The organism is Parafrankia colletiae, from assembly GCF_001854655.1.
In the GTDB taxonomy this organism is placed as follows: Bacteria; Actinomycetota; Actinomycetes; order Frankiales; family Frankiaceae; genus Parafrankia; species Parafrankia colletiae.
This window is the reverse complement of record NZ_MBLM01000125.1, coordinates 69,095-87,377: the sequence shown is the minus strand read 5'-3', so window position 1 is coordinate 87,377 and position 18,283 is coordinate 69,095. Positions and strand designations below refer to the sequence as shown.

Here is an 18,283-nt window from a genome sequence, read left to right as displayed (position 1 = left end):
CCGGCCCGGCGAGGAACACCACGGCGGCATCCAGCTCGTGCTGTTCGCCGAGACGCCCCAGCGGGCTGGTGCTGGCGATGAAGGTCATCAGCGCGTCCCTTGGGATCTCCGCGGTCATCTCGCTGGCGAAGTAGCCGGGGGCGACGGCGTTAACCCGGATACCCCGGCGGCCGGACCACTGCTGAGCCAGGTCACGGGTAAGGCCGATCAGACCGGCCTTGCTCGCGGCATAGGCCGCCTGCGGGGCGTAGGACTTGATAAGCCCGAGAACGCTGGCGATGTTGACGATGCTCGACCCGGGTGCCATGACCCGGGCGCAGGCCTGGGCCGCCCAGTAGGCGCCGTTGAGATTGATGTCGATCACTCGGCGGAACTCCTCCGGCTGCTCCCGGAGGGCCGGTACCGCGCTGCCGACGCCGGCGTTGTTGACCAGGATGTCGATCCGGCCGAACTCGGCGACCGCCTTCTCCACCAGGGCGGTGCACTCGTCCGGTGTGCTGATGTCGGTGGCGACGGGGAGGGCCCGCCGGCCCGTCTCCCGCACACTGCTCGCGACCTCCTGGAGGCGGTCGGCGCGGCGGGCGGCGAGGACGACATCCGCGCCGGCCTGGCCGAGGGCTCGGGCGAATCCGGCGCCGAGACCGGAGCTGGCCCCCGTGACGACGGCGACCTTGCCATCCAGCCGGAACAGGTCCAGCACGTTGCTGTTGCTCACCGCTTCTCCAGGTCCGCGCGCAGGGCCCGCAGCCCGGCGGCGGCGAGCGGGGCGGTGGCTTCGCCGACGGACTCGAAACCGGCGCCGCGGGTTGCGCCCTGTCGGTACCGGGCGTGGATGCCCTCCGCGATCACCGCCACCTTGAAGTAGCCGAGCGCGAGGTAGAACGGGAAGGCGCTCAGATCTCGGGCGGTGACCGCGGCGTAGCGTTCGATGAGGGCGGCCGCATCCGGCAGGCGCTGGCTGGTGGACGCCGCCGAGCCGGCCAGCACGGGTGCGAAGGCCGGATCCGAGTACGCGATGTGCAGGCCCAGGTCGGCGAGCGGGTCGCCCAGGGTGGCCATCTCCCAGTCGATGACCGCCCGCACCGCGGCCGGGTCGTCCGGGTTCAGAATGACGTTGTCGATGCGGAAGTCGCCGTGCACGATCGACGCGCCGCTCTCGACCGGGTGGGCCTCGGCGAGCCTGGCGTGCAGGGCGTCGATGTCGGGCAGGTCGCGGGTGTGCACACGCTGCCACTGGTCGTTCCACCGCCGGATCTGGCGGCTCAGATAGCCCTGCGGGCGGCCGAAGGTGCTCAGCCCGACGGCCTCGGGGTCGACGGCGTGCAGCCGGGCCAGCACGTCGATCAGTGCGTGGGCGCACCGGTCGATGTCGGCCTGGGGGAGGGCGTGGAGCTCCTCCTCGGTACGGATGACCGTCCCCGGAACGTGTTCGACCACGGAGAAGGCCACATCCAGCGGACCGTTCTCGCTGGCGACGACCGGGCGGGGGACCGGCACACCGCTGCCGAACAGCGCGGCCACCACGTGGTATTCGCGCAGAACGTCATGCGCCGACGGGGTGAGCCCGCCCAGCGGTGGACGTCRCAGCACCCAGCGGGTCTGCCCRTCGGTGAGCAGGTAGGTCAGGTTCGAGCGGCCGCCCGGCAGCAGCGTCGCGGTCAGCCCGCCCCGAAGGCCCGGCACCCGCTCGGCGAGGAACCGTTCCAGGGCGGGCAGGTCCAGCCCCTCGACGGCCGTGCTCATCGGGCCAGCTCCGATGCCTGCCGCCGGAGTGCCCGCCGGGCGATCGCCCAGCGGTGCGTCTCGGACGGGCCGTCGTAGATCCGGAACGGCCGCACCTCGCGCAGGAACCGGCCCAGCGGGACATCCCCGGACACACCCAGGGCACCACAGATCTGCAGCGACCGGTCCACCACCCGCCACACCGCCTCGGCACAGAACGTCTTGCCGATCGCGGTGGACTGGGCGGCCGGGTCGCCCTGGTCGAGCTCCCAGCAGGCCCGCAGGATGAGGCCCCGCGCGGCGGCGATGTCGATCTCACTGTCGGCGATCATCTGCTGCACCATGCCCAGCTCGCCCAGCCGCGAGCCGAACAGCTCGCGCTCGCCGGCGCGCCTCGTCGCGATGTCCTGCGCATGGCGGGCGATGCCCAGCCAGCGCATGCAGTGCGTCATCCGGGCCGGGCCGAGGCGGACCTGCGCGTACCGGAAGCCCTCGTCGACCTCGCCGAGAACGGCGTCGTCGGGTACCTCGCAGGTGTCGAAGACCAGCTCGGCATGGCCACCGAACATGCTCTCGTCGAGCGTCTCGATGTGGCGGGCCACCTTCATGCCGGGGTTGCCCGCGTCGACCAGGAACATCGTCGCGCCACCCGCATCCCCGGCGCTGCCGGAGGTGCGGGCCATGCAGATCGTGAAGCCCGCTCCGTCGGCGCCCGTGATGAACCACTTGCGCCCGTCGATGCGCCAGCCGCCGCTGGTCCGCTCCGCGCGGGTGGCCAGCGCCCGGGGGTCCGACCCGGCGCCGGGCGCGGGCTCCGTCATCGCGAAACAGGACCTGAGGTCGCCGGCGGCGAGCGGGCGAAGGTAGCGCTCCTTCTGCTGGTCGGTCGCGACGGCCTCCAGCAGGTGCATGTTGCCCTCGTCGGGCGCGGCGACGTTCAGCGCGAGCGGGCCGAGCAGGGAGTACCCGGCCTCCTCGAAGACGGCCGCGCGGCCGCGCATGTCCAGCCCGTGGCCCCCGTACTCGGGACCGACGTGCGGGGCGAACAGGCCCGCGGCCCGGGCGGCGTCCTGCAGTTCGCGGCGTACCGCCTCGGAGGGGGCGGCGCTGCGCTGCCGCTTCTCGAGTGGGAGCACCACCTCACGAACGAACTGCGCCGTGCGTCGGGCAAGATCGGCGACGGCGGGCTCGGGGGAGAGGTCAACAGTCATCGGATCTCCTGCGGCGACCGCCTGGGCTAACGACCATTAGCCGGATGCTAGTCATGCCTTTGTGTTGCCTGCAAGGGGTTCGGCTAGAATGCCGCGTCGGCGCACACGCGGCGTCGCTATCGTCCGTTAGCGACCGGGGAGACAGGTGGTCCTGACCGGCTCGGCACGGTCCGCGCAGATCCGTGCCGCGGCCCTCGAACTGTTCACGCGCCTCGGCTACGAGGCCACCACGATGGCTGACATCGGCACCGCCGTCGGCATGCGCGGCCCCAGTCTGTACAAGCACGTGACGTCCAAACAGGACGTGCTCGCGCAGATCATGACCGGCACGATGGAGGCGCTCCTGGCTTCCCACCGGGCGGCCGTCGCCACCACCGAGGAACCGGTGGAACGGCTGCGCCGGGCGACCGAGGCGCACGTGCGGTACCACGCGCGGCACCGCCAGGAGGCGTTCGTCGGGAACCGTGAGATCCGTAGCCTCGTCCAGCCGCACCGCGGACGTGTGCTGGAACTGCGTGCGGAGTACGAGCGGTGTTTCCGTGACCTGATCGAGGCCGGCATCCGCGCGGGAGTGTTCGAGGTGGCGTCCTCGAGGCTGGCCTCGTACGCCATCCTCGACCTGGGAATGGGCGTCGCCGTGTGGTTCCGCGCCGACGGCGAGCTGACCGAGGACGCCGTGGTCTGGCAGTACAGCCAGTTCGCCCTCCGCATCGTGAACGCACACTGACCGGCTCCGCCGGCGTGCCGCTGCCGCGCGGAACCGCGGAACCTCCGCGCCGAGATCGTCGAGCCTGAAGGCCTGAAAGCACCCATGCGGTCGCATGGGTGATGATGTCCCGTCAGTGCGTCACAGTATACTCAAACTCGACATCGAGTTTGGAAGCGTGGCAGAGTTCCTCTGGCGCGGAGTCTCTCTGGTACACGGTGCCTCCGGTACAGAGTGCCTCTGGCGCGGGGCGGCGCGTCGTAGGGAGGTCGCAGTGGTGCGGTCGTGCTGGTCGGTCAGCGACGTCTGACGTCGGCGGGCAGCGCTGTAGTCCGTACGGCGGTGGCACCAGCCGAGGCTCCGACACGGCGGAACGGTGCGCTTCTCGGGAGGGGCGACGGCCGGCCGGCCGGCGTGGTGGCCGTCATCGGCCCGAGTGGCCCGCCGTGGCGAAGAGTTCTGCGGGCAGACGAACGGTGAGATAGGGAGAGATATGGACGACACGGTAGTCCTGGACGGCCGTTCTGCGGCGAGGCGACACCGTCGACGTTCGGCGAGCATGCTCTTAGTGGGGTCCCTGACGCTGCTCGTATCCGCCGCGGCGTGCGGTTCGGACGACGACGGGAGTGAGCCCGGCCCGGTGGACTCGGCCGCGGCCGCCAGCGCGCTCGGCCCGGTCAGGGCGGCGGCGGGAGAGCCGGTCAAGATCGGTATCGTCTCCGACGGCAGGTCCGCTGCGATCGACAACTCGGTCCAGTTCGATGTGGCGGAGGCGACCGCGAAGTACCTGAACGAGCATCGCGGGGGAATCGGCGGGCGGCCCGTCGAGCTGGTGACGTGTGAGACGCAGGCAGACCCGGCGAAGGCCACCGACTGCGGCAACCAGATGATCGAGAACGACGTCGTCGCGGTCGCGGTCGGCGAGTCCGGTGTCGGGGACAGCGTCTGGGAGCCCCTGGCCGCCGCCGATGTGCCGGTGATGCTGTACGGCGCGACCAACCCGGCCGTCCTCTCCGACCCGACGACCTTCACGGTGAGCGATCCGAACTTCGGGATCCAGCAGCTGCCGATCGCCATCGCGAAGGCGGAGAAGCTCAGCAAGGTGACGTCGGTGGTGATCGACGTGCCCGCCCTGCTCCACAACGTGGAGGAGGTCGCGCCGAGGCTGATGGAGGAGGCCGGGCTCGACTACCAGCTCGTCCGGGTCCCGCCCGGCACAGCCGACATGACGCCGCTGCTGCAGGGCGTCGTGGGCGACGACCCGAGCATGGCGTTCGTCGTCGGCAACGACTCCTTCTGCATCAGCGCGTTCAACGGCCTGAAGGCCGTCGGCTTCGACGGCCCCATCAGCGCGATCTCGCAGTGCATCACCGACGCGACCCGTGATGCGGTGCCGGGCGACGTGCTGGACGGCATGACCGTCGCCGCCTCGATGCCGACCGGCGGGGACGACCCGTCCACCGTCCTCTACAACGCCGTGCTCGAGACCTACGGCAAGGACATCGACGCCAGCTCGTCCACCGGTCGGGGCATGTTCGTGACCTTCGCGGGCCTCGCGGTGGCGCTCGAGGGGATCACGGGCGACGTGACCCCGGCGACGGCCGCCGCCGCCATCAGTTCGATGCCGGAGAAGGAGCTGCCGGGCGCGGGGGGCCTGCGATTCCGCTGCAACGGCAAGGCCTTCCCCGAGACGCCCGCGGTCTGCGTGCGAGGCGGGCTGACGACGGTCCTCGACAACGAGGGCCAGTCCACCGCCTTCAAGGTGGTCGCGAGCTCGCCGATCCTGGACTGACCGAGCCGCGGAGCACACGGGCGCCCGCGCCCGATGGCGCGCCTGCACGGCTGGGCCCGGCTGCACGGCTGGGCCCGGCTGGGCCGCGCAGCTGTGCAGCCGGGCAGCCGGGCCCACCGGCAGCCGGCGACCTGCCGGTGCCCGTCCCCCCGCGGGAAGTGCGCACTGCGCCGGCTCAGGCGCCCCGGAACCTGTAGAAGGTGGTAGTGGACAGCACCCACCCCGCGACGCGGGGCGTCGGCCGGACGCCCGAACACGAGCCGCCCCGCCGCCGCCCTGGTCGGCCAGCACGCCTGAGCCGGCAGATGGTCATCGACGCCGCGATCGCCCTCGATCCCGACACTCTGACGCTCCAGGCGGTCGCCGACCGCCTCGGAGCGGACCGCAAGGCGGTCAGCTACTACGTGTCCGGCCGGGAGGAGCTCCTCGAGCTCGTCACCGCGCAGGCCCTGGCGGCGGAGCTGGAGCACCTGCGCATCCCCGAGGGCAGCTGGCAGGAGGCCGTCCGCGTCTACGCGCGCGGTGTGCGTCGGGTGCTGCTGCGCGAGGCCTCGCTGTCGCTCCTGATCGACAGGCTTCCCGGAGCGGGCGTCCTGGTCCCGGCCGACGCGCTGCTCGCCAGGCTGCTCGACGCAGGCTTCGACGAGGACCGGGCCAGCCACGCCCTCACCCTCATCACCCGGGTGGTGTTCAGCAACGCCAAGGACATCCTCTTCGCCGCGCGCTTCGCCCGGCACCCGACGGTCACCGAGGTACAGCGCATTCTCGCCGAGCTTCCCGACGACCGGCTTCCGCACCTGCGGCGGGTCTCCGCCCGGCAGTGGTCCCTGGACGGCACCAGGCCCCCGAGCGACACACCGTCTCCGGGGGACGCCCAGGAGTCGACCTTCGAGCTCGAGCTCGAGTTCATCGTGGCCGGCCTGGAACGCCTGCGGGCCAGAAGCACCGGTGCGGCGAACTCCGCGGCCCGCCGTCCGGCGAACTGAGCACGGGGCCCCGGAAGCCGGGCCCCGGCACGGGTGTCAGCTCCAGCGGGGGCGACAGGCCGGGCGACCTCCTCGCCGCGAGCCTGGCCGCGGTGTCATGGGCCGGTCGGGCCCGCGCCAGCGGGCCCGGGGGCAGCACCGGTCCTGCCCCCGAGGTCCGGGACGGCATCCCCGCAGCGTCGGCTCCGGAACGGACGCGGTCGAGAACTGCCGTGATGGGCACCCGTGTCGCGGGCCGGGAACCCTGTCGCCCCCGATCTGCTCCACGACCTCTCCGTGCTCCATCACGGCGACGCGATGCGACGCCTGCCGTACCAACGCGAGGTCGTGGGAGATGAACACGTAGGCGACGCCGGTGGTGTTCTGGAGCTCCACGAGCAGGTCGAGAACCGCCGCCTGGGAGGACGGGTCGAGAGCCGCGACCGGTTCGTCACAGATGATCAGCTCCGGTGAGAGGGCCATGGCGCGGGCGACGGCGAGGCGCTGGCGCTGGCCACCTGTGAACTCGCGCGGCAGCCTCCGGCCCGCACCGGCCGGGAGACCGATCTGGTCCAACAGCTCGCGCACCCGTCTGGCAGCCGCGGCGGCCGGGACCCGCTGAGCGCGCAGCGGCTCAGCGAGCGCCGTCTCGACCGTCAGCGTCGGATCCAGCGACCTGTCGGAGTCGCGAAGAACAACCTGGATCTTGTCCGCAAGGCGGCGCCGCCCGCCCCGGGACAGCCGGACGATGTCCTGCCCCTTGAGCCGGATGGAGCCTGAGGCCACCGGTGCGAGCCCCAGCACCGCGCGGCGCAGCGTGGTCTTGCCGGATCCGGACTCGCCCACGATGCCTAAACACTCGCCGGGACGGACGTCGATCGAGACGCCCCGTAGTGCTCGGACCGGGTACCTGTGAAAACCTCTGACCGGATAGTCGACCACGAGGTCCTCGACATCGAGCAGCGTGCTCACATCTCGGCCTTTCGGAAGCGTGGATTCTACGGCGTGYCAGGTTTCTCTCGCCTGCGGCACCGGCGGGCAGACGGCGGTCTCTAGTTTTTCCCTGCCGGGAGAAATTAAGATACGAGCAGCCGTAGGTCAAGGGGTCTGCCGGTACCCGAGAGGCCGGGCCGGGAGGCTGACTGGCGCGGATGCACCGCGCACTCGTCACCCTGTGTCATGAGTTGCTTGACGGAACGTGGTGCGCGCAGGTGGACCATCGGCCGTACGCCGGACGCGCTGCTRCTCAACGCGGTCAGGTCCGTCGATCGGGCGGCCGCGGGTGGTCGAGCGCCCACAGCCCCGCTGGGAGATCGTGCGGCCGTCGGCGGACGGCCGGCGCCGCCCAGCTTCCGGTGCCTATCTCAGATGAACGGCTGCTCTTGGTCCGCACAGCACACTGATCGCCTCGTCGAACAACAGTCTCTTGGTACCTTCGATCACCGTGCGATCCTTGTGAGCGAGTGGACGCGCGAACGAGAGGGCGTTGGCGAAGGCCGGTTCGTCGGAAGTCGCCACGTCGACCAGTCCGGATGCTGCCGCGACCTTCGCGTCGTACCGCTTTCCTGTTGTGATCATCTGGAGTACCAGTGAGGGTGGAAGCTTTGCCCGCAGCAGGGTCAGCTCGCCGAGTGTCACTGGGTAGCCGGCATCCGCGTTGGGGAGGCAGAGGTATCCCCGCCCGGACTCCATGACGCGGTAGTCGTGGRACAGGGCCAGCATCACTCCGTTGGCGAATGCGTGTCCCTGGATTGCGGCGACCGAGACGACGGGGAGGGCCAGGAACCTGGCGTACAGCCGAAGCATTCCACGAACGAAGGAGTGGAGACACTGCTCGTCGAGGTCGAACATCCAGGAGAGGTTGACGCCGTCGCACCAGTGCCTACCGCTGCTGGTGGTGACGAGGGCGCACGGCGGGGGAGACTGCTCCACCTCGTCCAGCAGGGCGTTGATTGCAGCAAGTCTTTCGGCGTCGAAAAGGTTCCCGTCGTCCCCGAGGTCGAGTATCAGCAGTTCGTCGGTTCGGCGGAGTTCTGGGGTGGATGTCCTGATTCCTGTCATCCATTCCCCCTGATCGGCGAATCGGCCACACGCCACTGCCAATGATGCTAGATCGTTGCTGTGATCCCGCAAGTCGACTGCTGTCGCACTGCTCCGCGGACCCTGTCGGTCGCGGCACTAGGCCCGGGGAAGGCCGAGGAGCTGCCGGCCGACGATGCCGCGGATGATTTCCGAGGCGCCGCCGGAGATGGTCAGGGCACGGCCCCAGAGATAGTTGTGGTACCAGCGGTCGGCGACCTCGAGGCCGCTGTCGTCGACGGACGTCGACGAGCCGAGCAGCTGCATCGCGAGTTCGGTGAGAGCGACGTTCGTCTCCGTGTAGGCGAGTTTCGCGACGGGACCGTCGCTCGGATGCTCGCTGTCGACCAGAATCCGGTCGACGGTGTCGCGCACGATGAGCTTGACCTCCTCCACCCGCGCCAGGGCCGTCGCCAGCTGAGCCTGGACGTCTTCGTGCTCGAGGGCTGTTGTGCCGTCGGGCAGGCGAGCCGCGGCCGCGAGGGAGACCAGGTCGGAGAACATGCGCTCGAGCTGGACCGCGTTGGCGCCGACGAACGCCCGCTCGGAGGCCAGTCCCGAGGTCACGACCTTCCAGCCGCCGTTGATCTCACCGAGCACATGCTCGCGGCCGAGGCGGACACCGTCGAGGAACACCTCGCAGAACTCGGCGGAGCCGGTCATCTCACGAATGGGCCGGACCTCGATGCCCGGGAGGCTCATCGGGACGACGAACGCGGTGATCCCGGCATGCCGCTCGGCGGCCGGATCCGTGCGGGCGACGAGGATGCCCATGTCGGCCCACTGGGCGTCGGTGCTCCAGATCTTCTGGCCGGTCACGACGAAGCCGCCGCCGTCGGGCTCGGCGCGGGTGCGCAGTGAGGCGAGATCACTGCCGGCGTCCGGCTCACTGAACAGCTGGCACCAGATGTGCTCGGCGGAGCGGATGCGGGGCAGCAGCTCGTGCTTCTGCTCCTCGGTCCCGAACGCGATGATCGCGTGACTGGCCAGCATCACCTGGTCGAGCGGGCGGTAGGCATCACCGAGGATGAGCTCCYCCATCAGGACCAGGTCGTGTACCGGGAGGTGACCTGGGCGTCCGCCCCACTCGGTCGGCCAGCCGGCGCCGAGGTAGCCGGCCTCGTACAGCGATCGCAGCCAGGCCCGGATCGTCCGCTCCTCGTCGGGATCCCGCGGGACGCGTACACCCTCGTGGCGCAGGCGCAGGCCCCGGTCGGCGATGAAGGACCGGATCTGTCCGCGGTAGGCCTCGATGTCAGCGGGCATCGGTCCATCCCTCGAGGTCGGCGAGCGCACGCAGGGCACCTCGCGGATTGGCTGCCAGCCGCGCGTTCTGGTGAACCCGGCGCTGGTGGAAGTGCAGTCCGTACTCCCAGGTGAAACCGATAGCCCCGCTGAGCTGCAGGAGATCGTGCAGGATGTGCGGGGCGCCGGCGCCTGTGCTCGACCCGGCCACGGCGACCCATCGCCGTGCCCGGGACGACCCTGCGGAGAGGAGCCGCGCCGCCTCGGTGACCACGAGGGTCATACCCCGCACCCGCACGCTGTGATCGACCAGCCGATGCTGGACCGCCTGGAACCCGCCGATCGGCCGGCCGAAGCTGCGGCGTTGGCCGGCGTAGGTGACCGTGCGCTCCAGCATGCGATGCGCGCTGCCGACCGTGTCGGCGGCGAGGAGCAGCTCGTACAGGTCGACGGCGACGGCGACGGCCGGCACCACGAGGCGGCGGCCCTGGCCCGGCACCACGGTGACATCGGCACAGGTCCTGGAGACGTCGAAGCCGTGATGGCGGGCGTCGGCGCTCCAGTCGAGCGGGTCCAGGAGCAGAGTCGCGCCGTCACCATCCTGCTCAAGAAGCACCAGCGCGTCCGAGTGGGCCACCCCGTCGACCAGCCGCGCCACCCGGCCGTCACCGCTCAGGCGCCCGAAACCGCAGACACGCTCACCGGACAGAACGCCGGACAGGACCTGGTCGGCGACCGGATCGTCGGCCAGTGCCAGGACACGGGCGCTCGCCGCCAGCCCGGCGTACGGGCTGCCGTGAAGCGCGGCGCCGAGTTCCGTCGCCACGGCCACCGCCGCGTCGGCCCGCAGGCCAATGCCCCCCTTCTCCTCGGGCACGCAGAACCCGGTCACGCCGAGCTCCGCAAGAGCTCTCCATCCTTCCCGCCAGTCAGCGGCGGGCGCCGATGGCAGCTCCTGGTGCGCCGTTCCGAGCGTCCCGCGTAGCGCGTCACGAAGCTGACGGATCTCCTCGGAGGCGTCGGTGGTGATCAGAACAGCATCAGCTCCCGGTTCACACGGCCCACAGCCTCGGTATCGACGTCGACTTCGACATTCTGGGGCGACCGCGAACCCCCGTCAAGCAGTGGTTGCGGGCCCCTGGAAACGGGCCCGAAGGTGCGGCCTGGCGGGGGTTCGGAGCGGGCCGCGCCCCTGGTGGGCACCTACCGCCGGATTCCGATGCGCGCAGGGCCGGGCGGTGGGCGAGGCGCCGCCGCCAGGATTGGTCGCCGCGCCCGTGTTCGGCGGTGTCGACGACCAGGCGGCGAGAGTAGTTTTCCGGCCGCTCGCCGTCATGCGCGTGATGCGGTTGTTCGCTGGGGGCGGGTCGCCGCGCACAGGTCGGTGTGCCGCCCCCGGCCTTCAGCAGGAGCATCCGCTTACCGGATGCTCCTGCTGGTCGACGATCAGAGCTCCGGGTGAATTCCCAGTGCGTTCGTCCAGAGGATGGTGAGCTGCTGCACCGCGGTGTCGAGATCGAAGTTCGAGCTGTTCTCGGTGTTGAACAGAAGGTCGGCGAAGTAGGCGACCATGCCGCCGAGCGCCTGCGCGGCGTACGCGGGATCGACGTTGCGGTCGGCGAGATCGGCGTCCTGGAGGATCCGCACGCGCCGCTCGATGGCGTGGGCGAAGACCTCGTGGCGTTGCAGGCGAATCTTGAGAACGTCGTTGTCGAAGGTGGCGACCTGCTGAATGACCTGCATTATCTTGGCGTTCGCGGCATACGTCTCGAGATAGTGCCGGTTGGCCGTGCGGATGCGTTCGACCGGATCGGTGACGGAGCCGGTCGGCTCGGGAGTGAGAAGATCAAGCTCGACCGAGTCGACGACCTCCCGGAAGATCTCTTCCTTGGAGACGAAGTACGTGTAGAACGACCCGTGGGAGAACCCCGCCAGATCGCAGATGTCGGCCACCCTGGCGTGGAGGAAGCCGTCACGCTCGAACACGATGCGGGYCGCATCGACGAGCTGGCTCCGGCTCTGCCGACCCCGGCGGGTGCGCCCGGTACCGCGACGCTTACCAATTTCGACCTCGTCGCGGCGCGCGCGGGGGGCGTTGGGAAGCGCGGTCCCCTGTTGGGTACGTTCAGGCACGGTGGGTCCTCTCGGCGCGTGTCAACCGGCTCTGCTGGCTCGCGCCGGAACCCGGCGAGCGGTGACGGGTCTGGTGGGCGCTGCCGCCACCTCGTGGCGACGCAGCCAGGCCCAGGTCCCGCCGCTCCTGCTCCAGCTGTGCAGGTCGGACGGCAAGTCCGACACGCCTGCGCTCCCGGGCCACGCTCGCTCCACCTCTCACGATGTCCGTGCCATGGTGCACCAACATTTAGCTCGACGTCGACCTTGACATCGAGGTTCCCGGTGTGACGATGTCGCGGCTGTGATGCCTGCCACGGGTGAGGCCCGCGTCGGGCAGACGCCACCTGGGCTCGGGCCCGACTCCGGAGGCCGGTTCACGAGCCAGACGTGATGTGCACCGGTTGGGCCGCGGGGCTGGCGACCCAACCGGCGGCTGTGCTGGTCAGCGATCCCGCAGCCGCGGCGCCAGATCGCTGTCCTTCGTTGGTGATTCCATGACGAGCCGGGATCGGATGACCTTCCCGGAGGCGGTGCGGGGGAGAGGGTCGTCCCAGTGCACGAGCTGCTCCGGCAGTTTGCGCCTGGCCATCCCCTGCGCAAGGAGATGCGCCACGACGTCGTCGAGCGTGATGGTGCTGCGGTCYGCTGTGGTCACCGCCACCGCCAGCCGTTCGCCGGTCGACGGGTCGGGCAGCCCGAACGCGGCGTGTTCGAGCRCTCCCGGCAGTCCCGCGAGAGCGGCGTCGATCTCGCCCAGYGAGATCTTGAGGCCGTTGCGGTTGACGATCTCCTTGATCCGCCCGACGACGGTCAGCCTGCCCTGGTGCGCCTCGATCTGATCTCCGCTGCGGTACCAGCCATCCTCGAACGCAGCCTCGTCATCCGCCGGGTCGAGGTAGCCCAGGAACACGCTGGGCCCGCGCAGGAGACCTTCCCGAGGGTGAGCGGTGGAGCCGGTACGCACCTCGCCACCAGGCATGATCGCGCCGTCGTCGGACAACCGCCGCTCACGGTCGTCGGACGGCAGGCTCCCCGAGAACAGCGGGGCCTCCGAGGAACCGTACACCCGGGTGATCTCGATCCCGAACGCGTCCGTGGCCAGCTCGAGCAGGGGGCGCGGCAGCATCGCCCCGCCGAGTGCGAGCGTCCGCAGGTGCAGGCCGGTACCCGGCGTGGCGGAGGCCGCGGCGGCCAGCAGCCGCTCGGCGATGACCGGCGCGCCACCCAACAGGGTCGCACCCGCCGTGTTCATCCGGCGGAGTGTCTGGTCGGGCTGGAAGTAGTCCTCCAGTACGAGCGTGCCGTGCTGATCGGCCGCGAGCTGGATCTGCATCAGGCCGGTGATGCTGGTGAGCGGGCTGACGAGAAAGACCACCGTGCTCTCGTCGGCCGAGGTGACCCGCGCCATGTTGGCGGCACCCGCGGCCAGGGTGTTGAGGGAGTGGACGACACCCTTGGGGCGGCCGGTGGTTCCTGAGCTGAAGAGGATCACCGCGGCACGGTCACGGTCCGGCTCGGTCCAGGGCAAGGGCGCCTGTGTCGGCGGGGCGAGGGCCGCCGGCTCTGCCTCGAACAGTTCCAACGGCAGGGTCCCGGCGGCGCCCAGCGCCTCGTCGAGTCGGCTGCCCTCCCTGGCGGGGACGATCACCCGGGCCTGATCGGGTAGCGCGTCCAGGGCGAACCGGACGTCCGCGGCCCCGCAGCGTCGGTCCAGCACCAGCACCGTCACACCGAGGCGCAGCAGGGCGTTGTAGGCGATCACTCCGTGGCGGGTGTTGCCGCTGATGAGGAGGACGCCGTCGCCCGCCCGCACGCCCCGCGCGGCCAGGGTGGCCATCCCGGTCGCCACGGCGCCGGCCAGCTCCGCGTAGGTGAGCCGGCGGTCGTTGTCCACGAGGGCGAGCGTGTCCGGCCGTCGCGCGGCTGCCGCCTCGACGCCGTCCGCCAGACCCCGGTTGTCCCACAGACGGTCGGCTCGGTAGCGCGCCACCCGTTCCGGACTCGCCCGCGGGAGGAGCGGCCGCCTGGCGACCACGGTGCGCTCGGCCTGCGACTGCCCGGTGTCGATCCTGTCGGGCACGGTCAGGCCGATCCCGTCCGGCTCAGCATTCTCGCCAGGTTGCGCTGGAACGCCGGTTCCTCGAAGGACGCGGTCTCGCCGTCGAGGCCCGTCGCCAGCAGCGCCCTGACCGCCTGCTGCACGCCGGCGTTGAGCAGGGCCTTGCTCTCGGTGACGGCCTGGGGTGGCAGCGCCGCCAGGCGGGTCGCGAGCTCGAGTGCGGTGGTGCGGGCCGTGCCGCGGGGGACCACCCGGTTGGCCAGGCCCAGGCGCAGCGCCTCCTCGGCCGGGATGCGCTCACCCAGCAGGATGAACTCCTTGGCGCGCAGCAGACTCATCAGCAGGGGCCACACCAGCGCGCCGCCGTCCGCGGCGACCAGCCCCAACGGCACGTGTGGGTCGGCGAAGTACGCCTGCTCCTCGACGACGACCAGGTCGCTCATCGCGGCGAGGCTGCACCCGAGCCCCACCGCCGGGCCGTTGACGGCGGTGACGATGGGGACACGGAGAGAGGTGATCCCGCGGACGATGTCCGCGGCCTCCCGCATCACGTCGGCCCTCAGTGCGGCGTCGCGGACCATCCGGTCGAGGAGGCCGAGATCGCCGCCGGCCGAGAAGGCGTCGCCCGCCCCGGTGAGGACGACGGCGCGGATCTCCGCGTCCGCGTCGAGCGCCGGCCACAGGTCGGCGAGCGCCCGGTGGAGCCCCTCGTCGACCGCGTTGAAAGCGCCTGGGCGGTTCAAGGTCACAACTCGTACGGCACCGTGGGTCTCGATGAGCACCGGGCTGTCTGGGTCCTCGCGCGCGACCACGTCACTCCCTGAAGGTTCCGCGAACTTCGACATTGCTTCGAGGTTCGCATGTTCCTATATTGACGTCAATGTTGCGTATAACTGCCAGCGGCCAAGACGATCCGTTTCGTAACGATGCGTGGAGGTACGCGGAGGCCTTCGAGGCGTGGCTGGTCTCCCGCCCGCCGGCGCTCGAAGCCGCCGCCCGCCCCGTCGCCTCGTACGAGAAGCGGGTCGCGGTGACGTCCGAACTGATGGGCGTCCTGTCCGGCGAGGGATGGGCCCGCTACGGGTGGCCGGCGGAGGTCGGCGGGCTCGGTGGCGACATCCTGCACCGGGCCGTGATGTGGGAGGCGCTCGCGCGTCACGGCCTACCCGCCATGGCGCTGTTCGAGCACCTGGAGATCCTGGCGCCGACGCTCGTCGCGATGGGCGACCGCGACTTCGTCGCGCAGGTGCTGCCGCGCTTCCTGCGCGGCGAGGAGCGCTGGTCGCAGGGGTTCTCCGAGCCCGAGGCGGGTTCCGATCTCGCCAGCGCCCGCACCCGTGCCATCGCGGTCGACGGCGCCCATGTCATCACCGGCCGGAAGATCTGGACGAGCTGGGCCTCCTACGCCACCTGGTGCCTGGTCCTCGCGCGGACCGGGACCGCGGAGTCCCGCCACCGCGGGCTGACCGCCTTCGCCGTCGACCTGCGTGCCCCGGGCGTCGAGGTCAGGCCGATCGAACAGGCGAACGGCACCGACGAGCTGGCCGAGGTCACCTTCGACCAGGTCGCCGTCGGGCCCGACCGGATCGTGGGTGAGCTCAACGGCGGCTGGCGGGTCGCCATGCACATCCTCGCCCACGAGCGAGCCACCTTCGGGTGGTTCCGGCACAGCTTCCTGCACCGCCAGGTACTCGACACCATCGCCCATGGCTCGCCGGTCGGCGACACCCTGCTCGGGGACGCTCTGCTCGATCTGGCCGCGGTCCGGGCCACCAGCCACGAAGCGCTGCGGGCCCACGCGGCCGGCACCACGCTCGGCCCCCGGGCCGCGTTCGTGAAGCTGCTGCTGGCAGCCAGTGAGCAGTCGGTCAACGACTGGGTGCTCGCGAGTGATCCGGACCTCGCCGTCGGGCTACAGGACGACCACGTCGCGGTGTGCCGACAGGAGTACCTGTTCTCCCGCATCGTCACCGTCTACGGAGGCTCCCAGCAGATGCAGCTCGACACCATCGCCAAGCAGATCCTGCGGCTGCCGTGACACCGGTCACCGAGCAGGCCGACCACGAGTTCCTCGACGCGGCACGCCGCGCGCTGCGTGCCCCGGCCGCTGCGAGCGCCGCCGATACTGCTGGCGCCGCCGACCCACTCGATGCACTGGGGTGGTGGGACCTGCTTCCGGAGCTCGCCGATCGGGACGCCCGTGCCGCAGCGCTGGCGCTGTTCCGTGCCCAGGGCCGGGAGCTGTCGACCTCGGCCGCGTTGGGAGCTCTGATGGCCCAGCCGTTCCTCGCGGCGACCGGGCTTTCCCCCGGATCACTCGTCGCGGCGATCGGCCGCCGGTCAGCCCGTAGGGGAGAGGTACTGGTGGTCGTCGGAGACGTCACCGAAGCGGCCCTGCTGATCGACCGCCCGGGGCGCGGGGCAGCCGTCCTCGGCAGAAGCGAGGTCGAGCTCCAGCCCGTCGCGATCGCGGGCCAGCTCGCCGTGCACGAGGTGCGGGCGGACCTTTCCACCTGGTCGCCCACGGTCGAGGAGAAGCAGGCCGAGCCCGCGCGTGCGCGTGGCCGCTTCCTCGGCCGCCTCGCTCTGGCCCTGGAGATGCTGGGAGCGGCCGAGGGCGCGCTGGCGCTCGCGGTCGCGCACGCCGCCGCCCGCGAGCAGTTCGGCCGGCCCATCGGCTCGTTCCAGGCGGTCCGCCACCTGTTGGCCTGGGCGCAGACCGACTGCGTCGCGCTGGAGAGCGTGGTGGCGACCGCCGTTCGCCTCGACGCGGCGACGCCGCCCGGGCACGACGAGGTCGTCAAGGCCCTGGCGGGCCGCAACGGGCGCCGGATCTGCGAGCGGGCGCTGCAGGTGCTGGGGGCCATCGGATTCACCCGGGAACACAGCCACCACCACTTTCACAGCCGGGTCCTCGCGCTCGACTCCCTGCTGGGGACGTCCACCGAGCTGACGCACGCGCTGGGCGCCAGGATCCGCGAGACCCATACCGACCCGGCCGTGCGCGCCGCGGTGTTGCTGCCGAACCCCGAACCGTGACCGCCGGGGCCGTGCGCCCTTCCTGCCCAGGCCGCTGACCCGTCGGCCACCGCTGCGCGCACGTGCCGGGGGCGGTCTCCCCGCGCGGCTGCCGCAGCCGTGCACGTCCTGACGCTGTCGCACATCCCGATCACCAGAGGAGTATCTGATGTCATCCGCCCCATCGCCCTATCCGATCTTCGACGCGGACAACCACCTGTACGAGACCGAGGACGCGTTCACCCGGTTCCTGCCCGAGCAGTATCGGGGGGCGGTCCGCTATGTCCAGGTCGACGGTCGGACCAAGATCGCGATCAGGGGTCACATCAGCGAGTACATCCCCAACCCCACCTTCGACGTGGTCGCCCGTCCCGGTGCCCAGGAGGACTACTTCCGTCGCGGCAACCCGGAGGGCAGGTCCTACCGGGAGATCGTCGGCAAGCCGATGCGGGCGATCCCGGCGTTCCGGGAGCCGGCGTCCCGCCTGGCGCTGATGGACGAGCAGGGCGTCGAGCGGACGCTGATGTTCCCGACGCTGGCGAGCCTCCTCGAGGAGCGCATGCGTGATGACCCGGAGCTGGCCCACGTGGTCATCCATGCTCTCAACGAGTGGTTGCACGAAACCTGGCAGTTCAACTACGAGAACCGGATCTTCACGACGCCGGTCATCACCCTGCCGATCGTCGAGAAGGCGATCGAGGAACTGGAGTGGGTCGTGGAGCGCGGCGCCCGCGCCATCCTGATCCGCCCCGCTCCGGTGCCCGGGTTCAGTGGTTCACGGTCGTTCGGGCTGCCGGAGTTCGACCCGTTCTGGGCGAAGGTCGTGGAGCACGGCGTGCTGGTGACGCTGCACTCCTCGGACAGCGGCTACAGCCGCTACACCGACGACTGGGAGAGCAACAAGCGCGAGTACCTGCCGTTCCAGCCGGACGTGTTCCGGATGATCGGCCAGTGGCGGCCGATCGAGGACTCGGTGGCCGCGCTGATCTGCCACGGTGCGCTGTCCCGGTTCCCCGACCTGAAGATCGCCGTGGTCGAGAACGGTGCGTCGTGGGTCGGCCCGCTGATCAGGACGTTGAAGGACGTCTACAAGAAGTACCCGCAGCAGTTCGCGGAGGAGCCGGTGTCGGTGCTGCGGCGCAACGTGCACATCAGCCCGTTCTGGGAGGAGGACATGGCCGGCCTCGCGGAGCTGCTCGGGATCGAGCGGGTGCTGTTCGGCTCGGACTTCCCGCACCCCGAGGGCCTGGCCGAGCCGGCCAGCTACTTCGGCGAGCTGAAGAACCTCACCGAGGAGGAGAAGGCCCTGATCATGGGCGGGAACCTGGCCAGGCTGATCGCGGTCTGACCTGGCCGACGTCAATCTCGACA

Annotated in this window: 16 protein-coding genes; 6 read left to right on the top strand and 10 right to left on the bottom strand. The window is 70.7% G+C overall.

The window, feature by feature from the left end:
* The 3 genes from CC117_RS19015 to CC117_RS19005 all read right to left on the bottom strand — a co-directional run.
* Positions 1–715 (bottom strand): SDR family NAD(P)-dependent oxidoreductase (locus tag CC117_RS19015; RefSeq protein WP_071086024.1); only part of this gene is annotated, 715 nt, incomplete at its 3' end.
* Positions 712–1,743 (bottom strand): phosphotransferase family protein, encoded by a 1,032-nt coding sequence (locus CC117_RS19010; RefSeq protein WP_071086021.1) that lies wholly within the window; start codon positions 1,741–1,743, stop codon positions 712–714. The genes CC117_RS19015 and CC117_RS19010, both read right to left, overlap by 4 nt.
* The gene (locus tag CC117_RS19005; protein ID WP_071086019.1) at positions 1,740–2,933 is read right to left on the bottom strand and encodes an acyl-CoA dehydrogenase family protein; all 1,194 of its coding nucleotides are present in this window, start codon (positions 2,931–2,933) and stop codon (positions 1,740–1,742) included. The genes CC117_RS19010 and CC117_RS19005 overlap by 4 nt, the downstream gene beginning before the upstream one ends.
* Before the next feature lie 145 nt (positions 2,934–3,078).
* On the opposite strand from CC117_RS19005, the gene CC117_RS19000 reads away from it, so the two are divergent.
* From CC117_RS19000 to CC117_RS18990, 3 genes are all read left to right on the top strand, one after another.
* The gene (locus CC117_RS19000) at positions 3,079–3,660 is read left to right on the top strand and encodes a TetR/AcrR family transcriptional regulator (RefSeq protein WP_071086017.1); all 582 of its coding nucleotides are present in this window, start codon (positions 3,079–3,081) and stop codon (positions 3,658–3,660) included.
* A 472-nt stretch (positions 3,661–4,132) separates the two neighbouring features.
* On the top strand, positions 4,133–5,431 hold the full coding sequence (locus tag CC117_RS18995; protein ID WP_071086014.1) for an ABC transporter substrate-binding protein: 1,299 nt from the start codon (positions 4,133–4,135) through the stop codon (positions 5,429–5,431).
* 305 nt (positions 5,432–5,736) lie between these two features.
* On the top strand, positions 5,737–6,417 hold the full coding sequence (locus tag CC117_RS18990; protein WP_071086012.1) for a TetR/AcrR family transcriptional regulator C-terminal domain-containing protein: 681 nt from the start codon (positions 5,737–5,739) through the stop codon (positions 6,415–6,417).
* 36 nt (positions 6,418–6,453) lie between these two features.
* Here the strand turns inward: CC117_RS18990 and CC117_RS18985 are convergent, their stop codons facing one another.
* The 7 genes from CC117_RS18985 to CC117_RS18955 all read right to left on the bottom strand — a co-directional run bounded on the left by CC117_RS18985 (position 6,454) and on the right by CC117_RS18955 (position 14,706).
* Positions 6,454–7,368, bottom strand: a complete 915-nt coding sequence (locus tag CC117_RS18985; RefSeq protein WP_071086010.1) for an ABC transporter ATP-binding protein — start codon at positions 7,366–7,368, stop codon at positions 6,454–6,456.
* A 387-nt stretch (positions 7,369–7,755) separates the two neighbouring features.
* Positions 7,756–8,457, bottom strand: coding sequence for an enoyl-CoA hydratase/isomerase family protein (locus CC117_RS18980; RefSeq protein WP_071086008.1), 702 nt, complete (start codon positions 8,455–8,457; stop codon positions 7,756–7,758).
* 117 nt (positions 8,458–8,574) lie between these two features.
* Positions 8,575–9,741: an acyl-CoA dehydrogenase family protein gene (locus tag CC117_RS18975; RefSeq protein ID WP_071086007.1), complete on the bottom strand. Its 1,167-nt coding sequence runs from the start codon at positions 9,739–9,741 to the stop codon at positions 8,575–8,577.
* Complete coding sequence (locus CC117_RS18970; RefSeq protein ID WP_241830238.1) at positions 9,731–10,672, bottom strand: acyl-CoA dehydrogenase family protein; 942 nt, start codon at positions 10,670–10,672, stop codon at positions 9,731–9,733. The genes CC117_RS18975 and CC117_RS18970 overlap by 11 nt, the downstream gene beginning before the upstream one ends.
* A gap of 494 nt (positions 10,673–11,166) precedes the next feature.
* Positions 11,167–11,853 (bottom strand): TetR/AcrR family transcriptional regulator, encoded by a 687-nt coding sequence (locus CC117_RS18965; protein ID WP_071086002.1) that lies wholly within the window; start codon positions 11,851–11,853, stop codon positions 11,167–11,169.
* A gap of 424 nt (positions 11,854–12,277) precedes the next feature.
* On the bottom strand, positions 12,278–13,915 hold the full coding sequence (locus CC117_RS18960; protein ID WP_084132383.1) for a class I adenylate-forming enzyme family protein: 1,638 nt from the start codon (positions 13,913–13,915) through the stop codon (positions 12,278–12,280).
* 2 nt (positions 13,916–13,917) lie between these two features.
* The gene (locus CC117_RS18955; RefSeq protein ID WP_116287835.1) at positions 13,918–14,706 is read right to left on the bottom strand and encodes an enoyl-CoA hydratase/isomerase family protein; all 789 of its coding nucleotides are present in this window, start codon (positions 14,704–14,706) and stop codon (positions 13,918–13,920) included.
* Positions 14,707–14,774: 68 nt separating this feature from the next.
* Here CC117_RS18955 and CC117_RS18950 point away from each other — a divergent pair, with 68 nt between their 5' ends.
* From CC117_RS18950 to CC117_RS18940, 3 genes are all read left to right on the top strand, one after another.
* On the top strand, positions 14,775–15,932 hold the full coding sequence (locus tag CC117_RS18950; protein WP_071085998.1) for an acyl-CoA dehydrogenase family protein: 1,158 nt from the start codon (positions 14,775–14,777) through the stop codon (positions 15,930–15,932).
* Positions 15,929–16,933 (top strand): acyl-CoA dehydrogenase family protein, encoded by a 1,005-nt coding sequence (locus CC117_RS18945; RefSeq protein ID WP_071085995.1) that lies wholly within the window; start codon positions 15,929–15,931, stop codon positions 16,931–16,933. Before CC117_RS18950 ends, CC117_RS18945 begins: the two co-directional genes overlap by 4 nt.
* Positions 16,934–17,081: 148 nt before the next feature.
* Positions 17,082–18,260 carry an amidohydrolase family protein gene (locus tag CC117_RS18940; RefSeq protein WP_071085994.1) on the top strand — a complete coding sequence of 393 codons (1,179 nt, stop codon included), beginning with the start codon at positions 17,082–17,084 and terminating at the stop codon, positions 18,258–18,260.
* Positions 18,261–18,283 lie beyond the last annotated feature (23 nt).

Coding starts and splice junctions, on each gene's coding strand:
- CC117_RS18940 (WP_071085994.1), top strand. CDS start 17,082: ATGTCATCCGCCCCATCGCCCTATCCGATCTTCGACGCGGACAACCAC.
- CC117_RS19005 (WP_071086019.1), bottom strand. CDS start 2,933: ATGACTGTTGACCTCTCCCCCGAGCCCGCCGTCGCCGATCTTGCCCGA.
- CC117_RS18990 (WP_071086012.1), top strand. CDS start 5,737: ATGGTCATCGACGCCGCGATCGCCCTCGATCCCGACACTCTGACGCTC.
- CC117_RS18950 (WP_071085998.1), top strand. CDS start 14,775: ATGTTGCGTATAACTGCCAGCGGCCAAGACGATCCGTTTCGTAACGAT.
- CC117_RS18995 (WP_071086014.1), top strand. CDS start 4,133: ATGGACGACACGGTAGTCCTGGACGGCCGTTCTGCGGCGAGGCGACAC.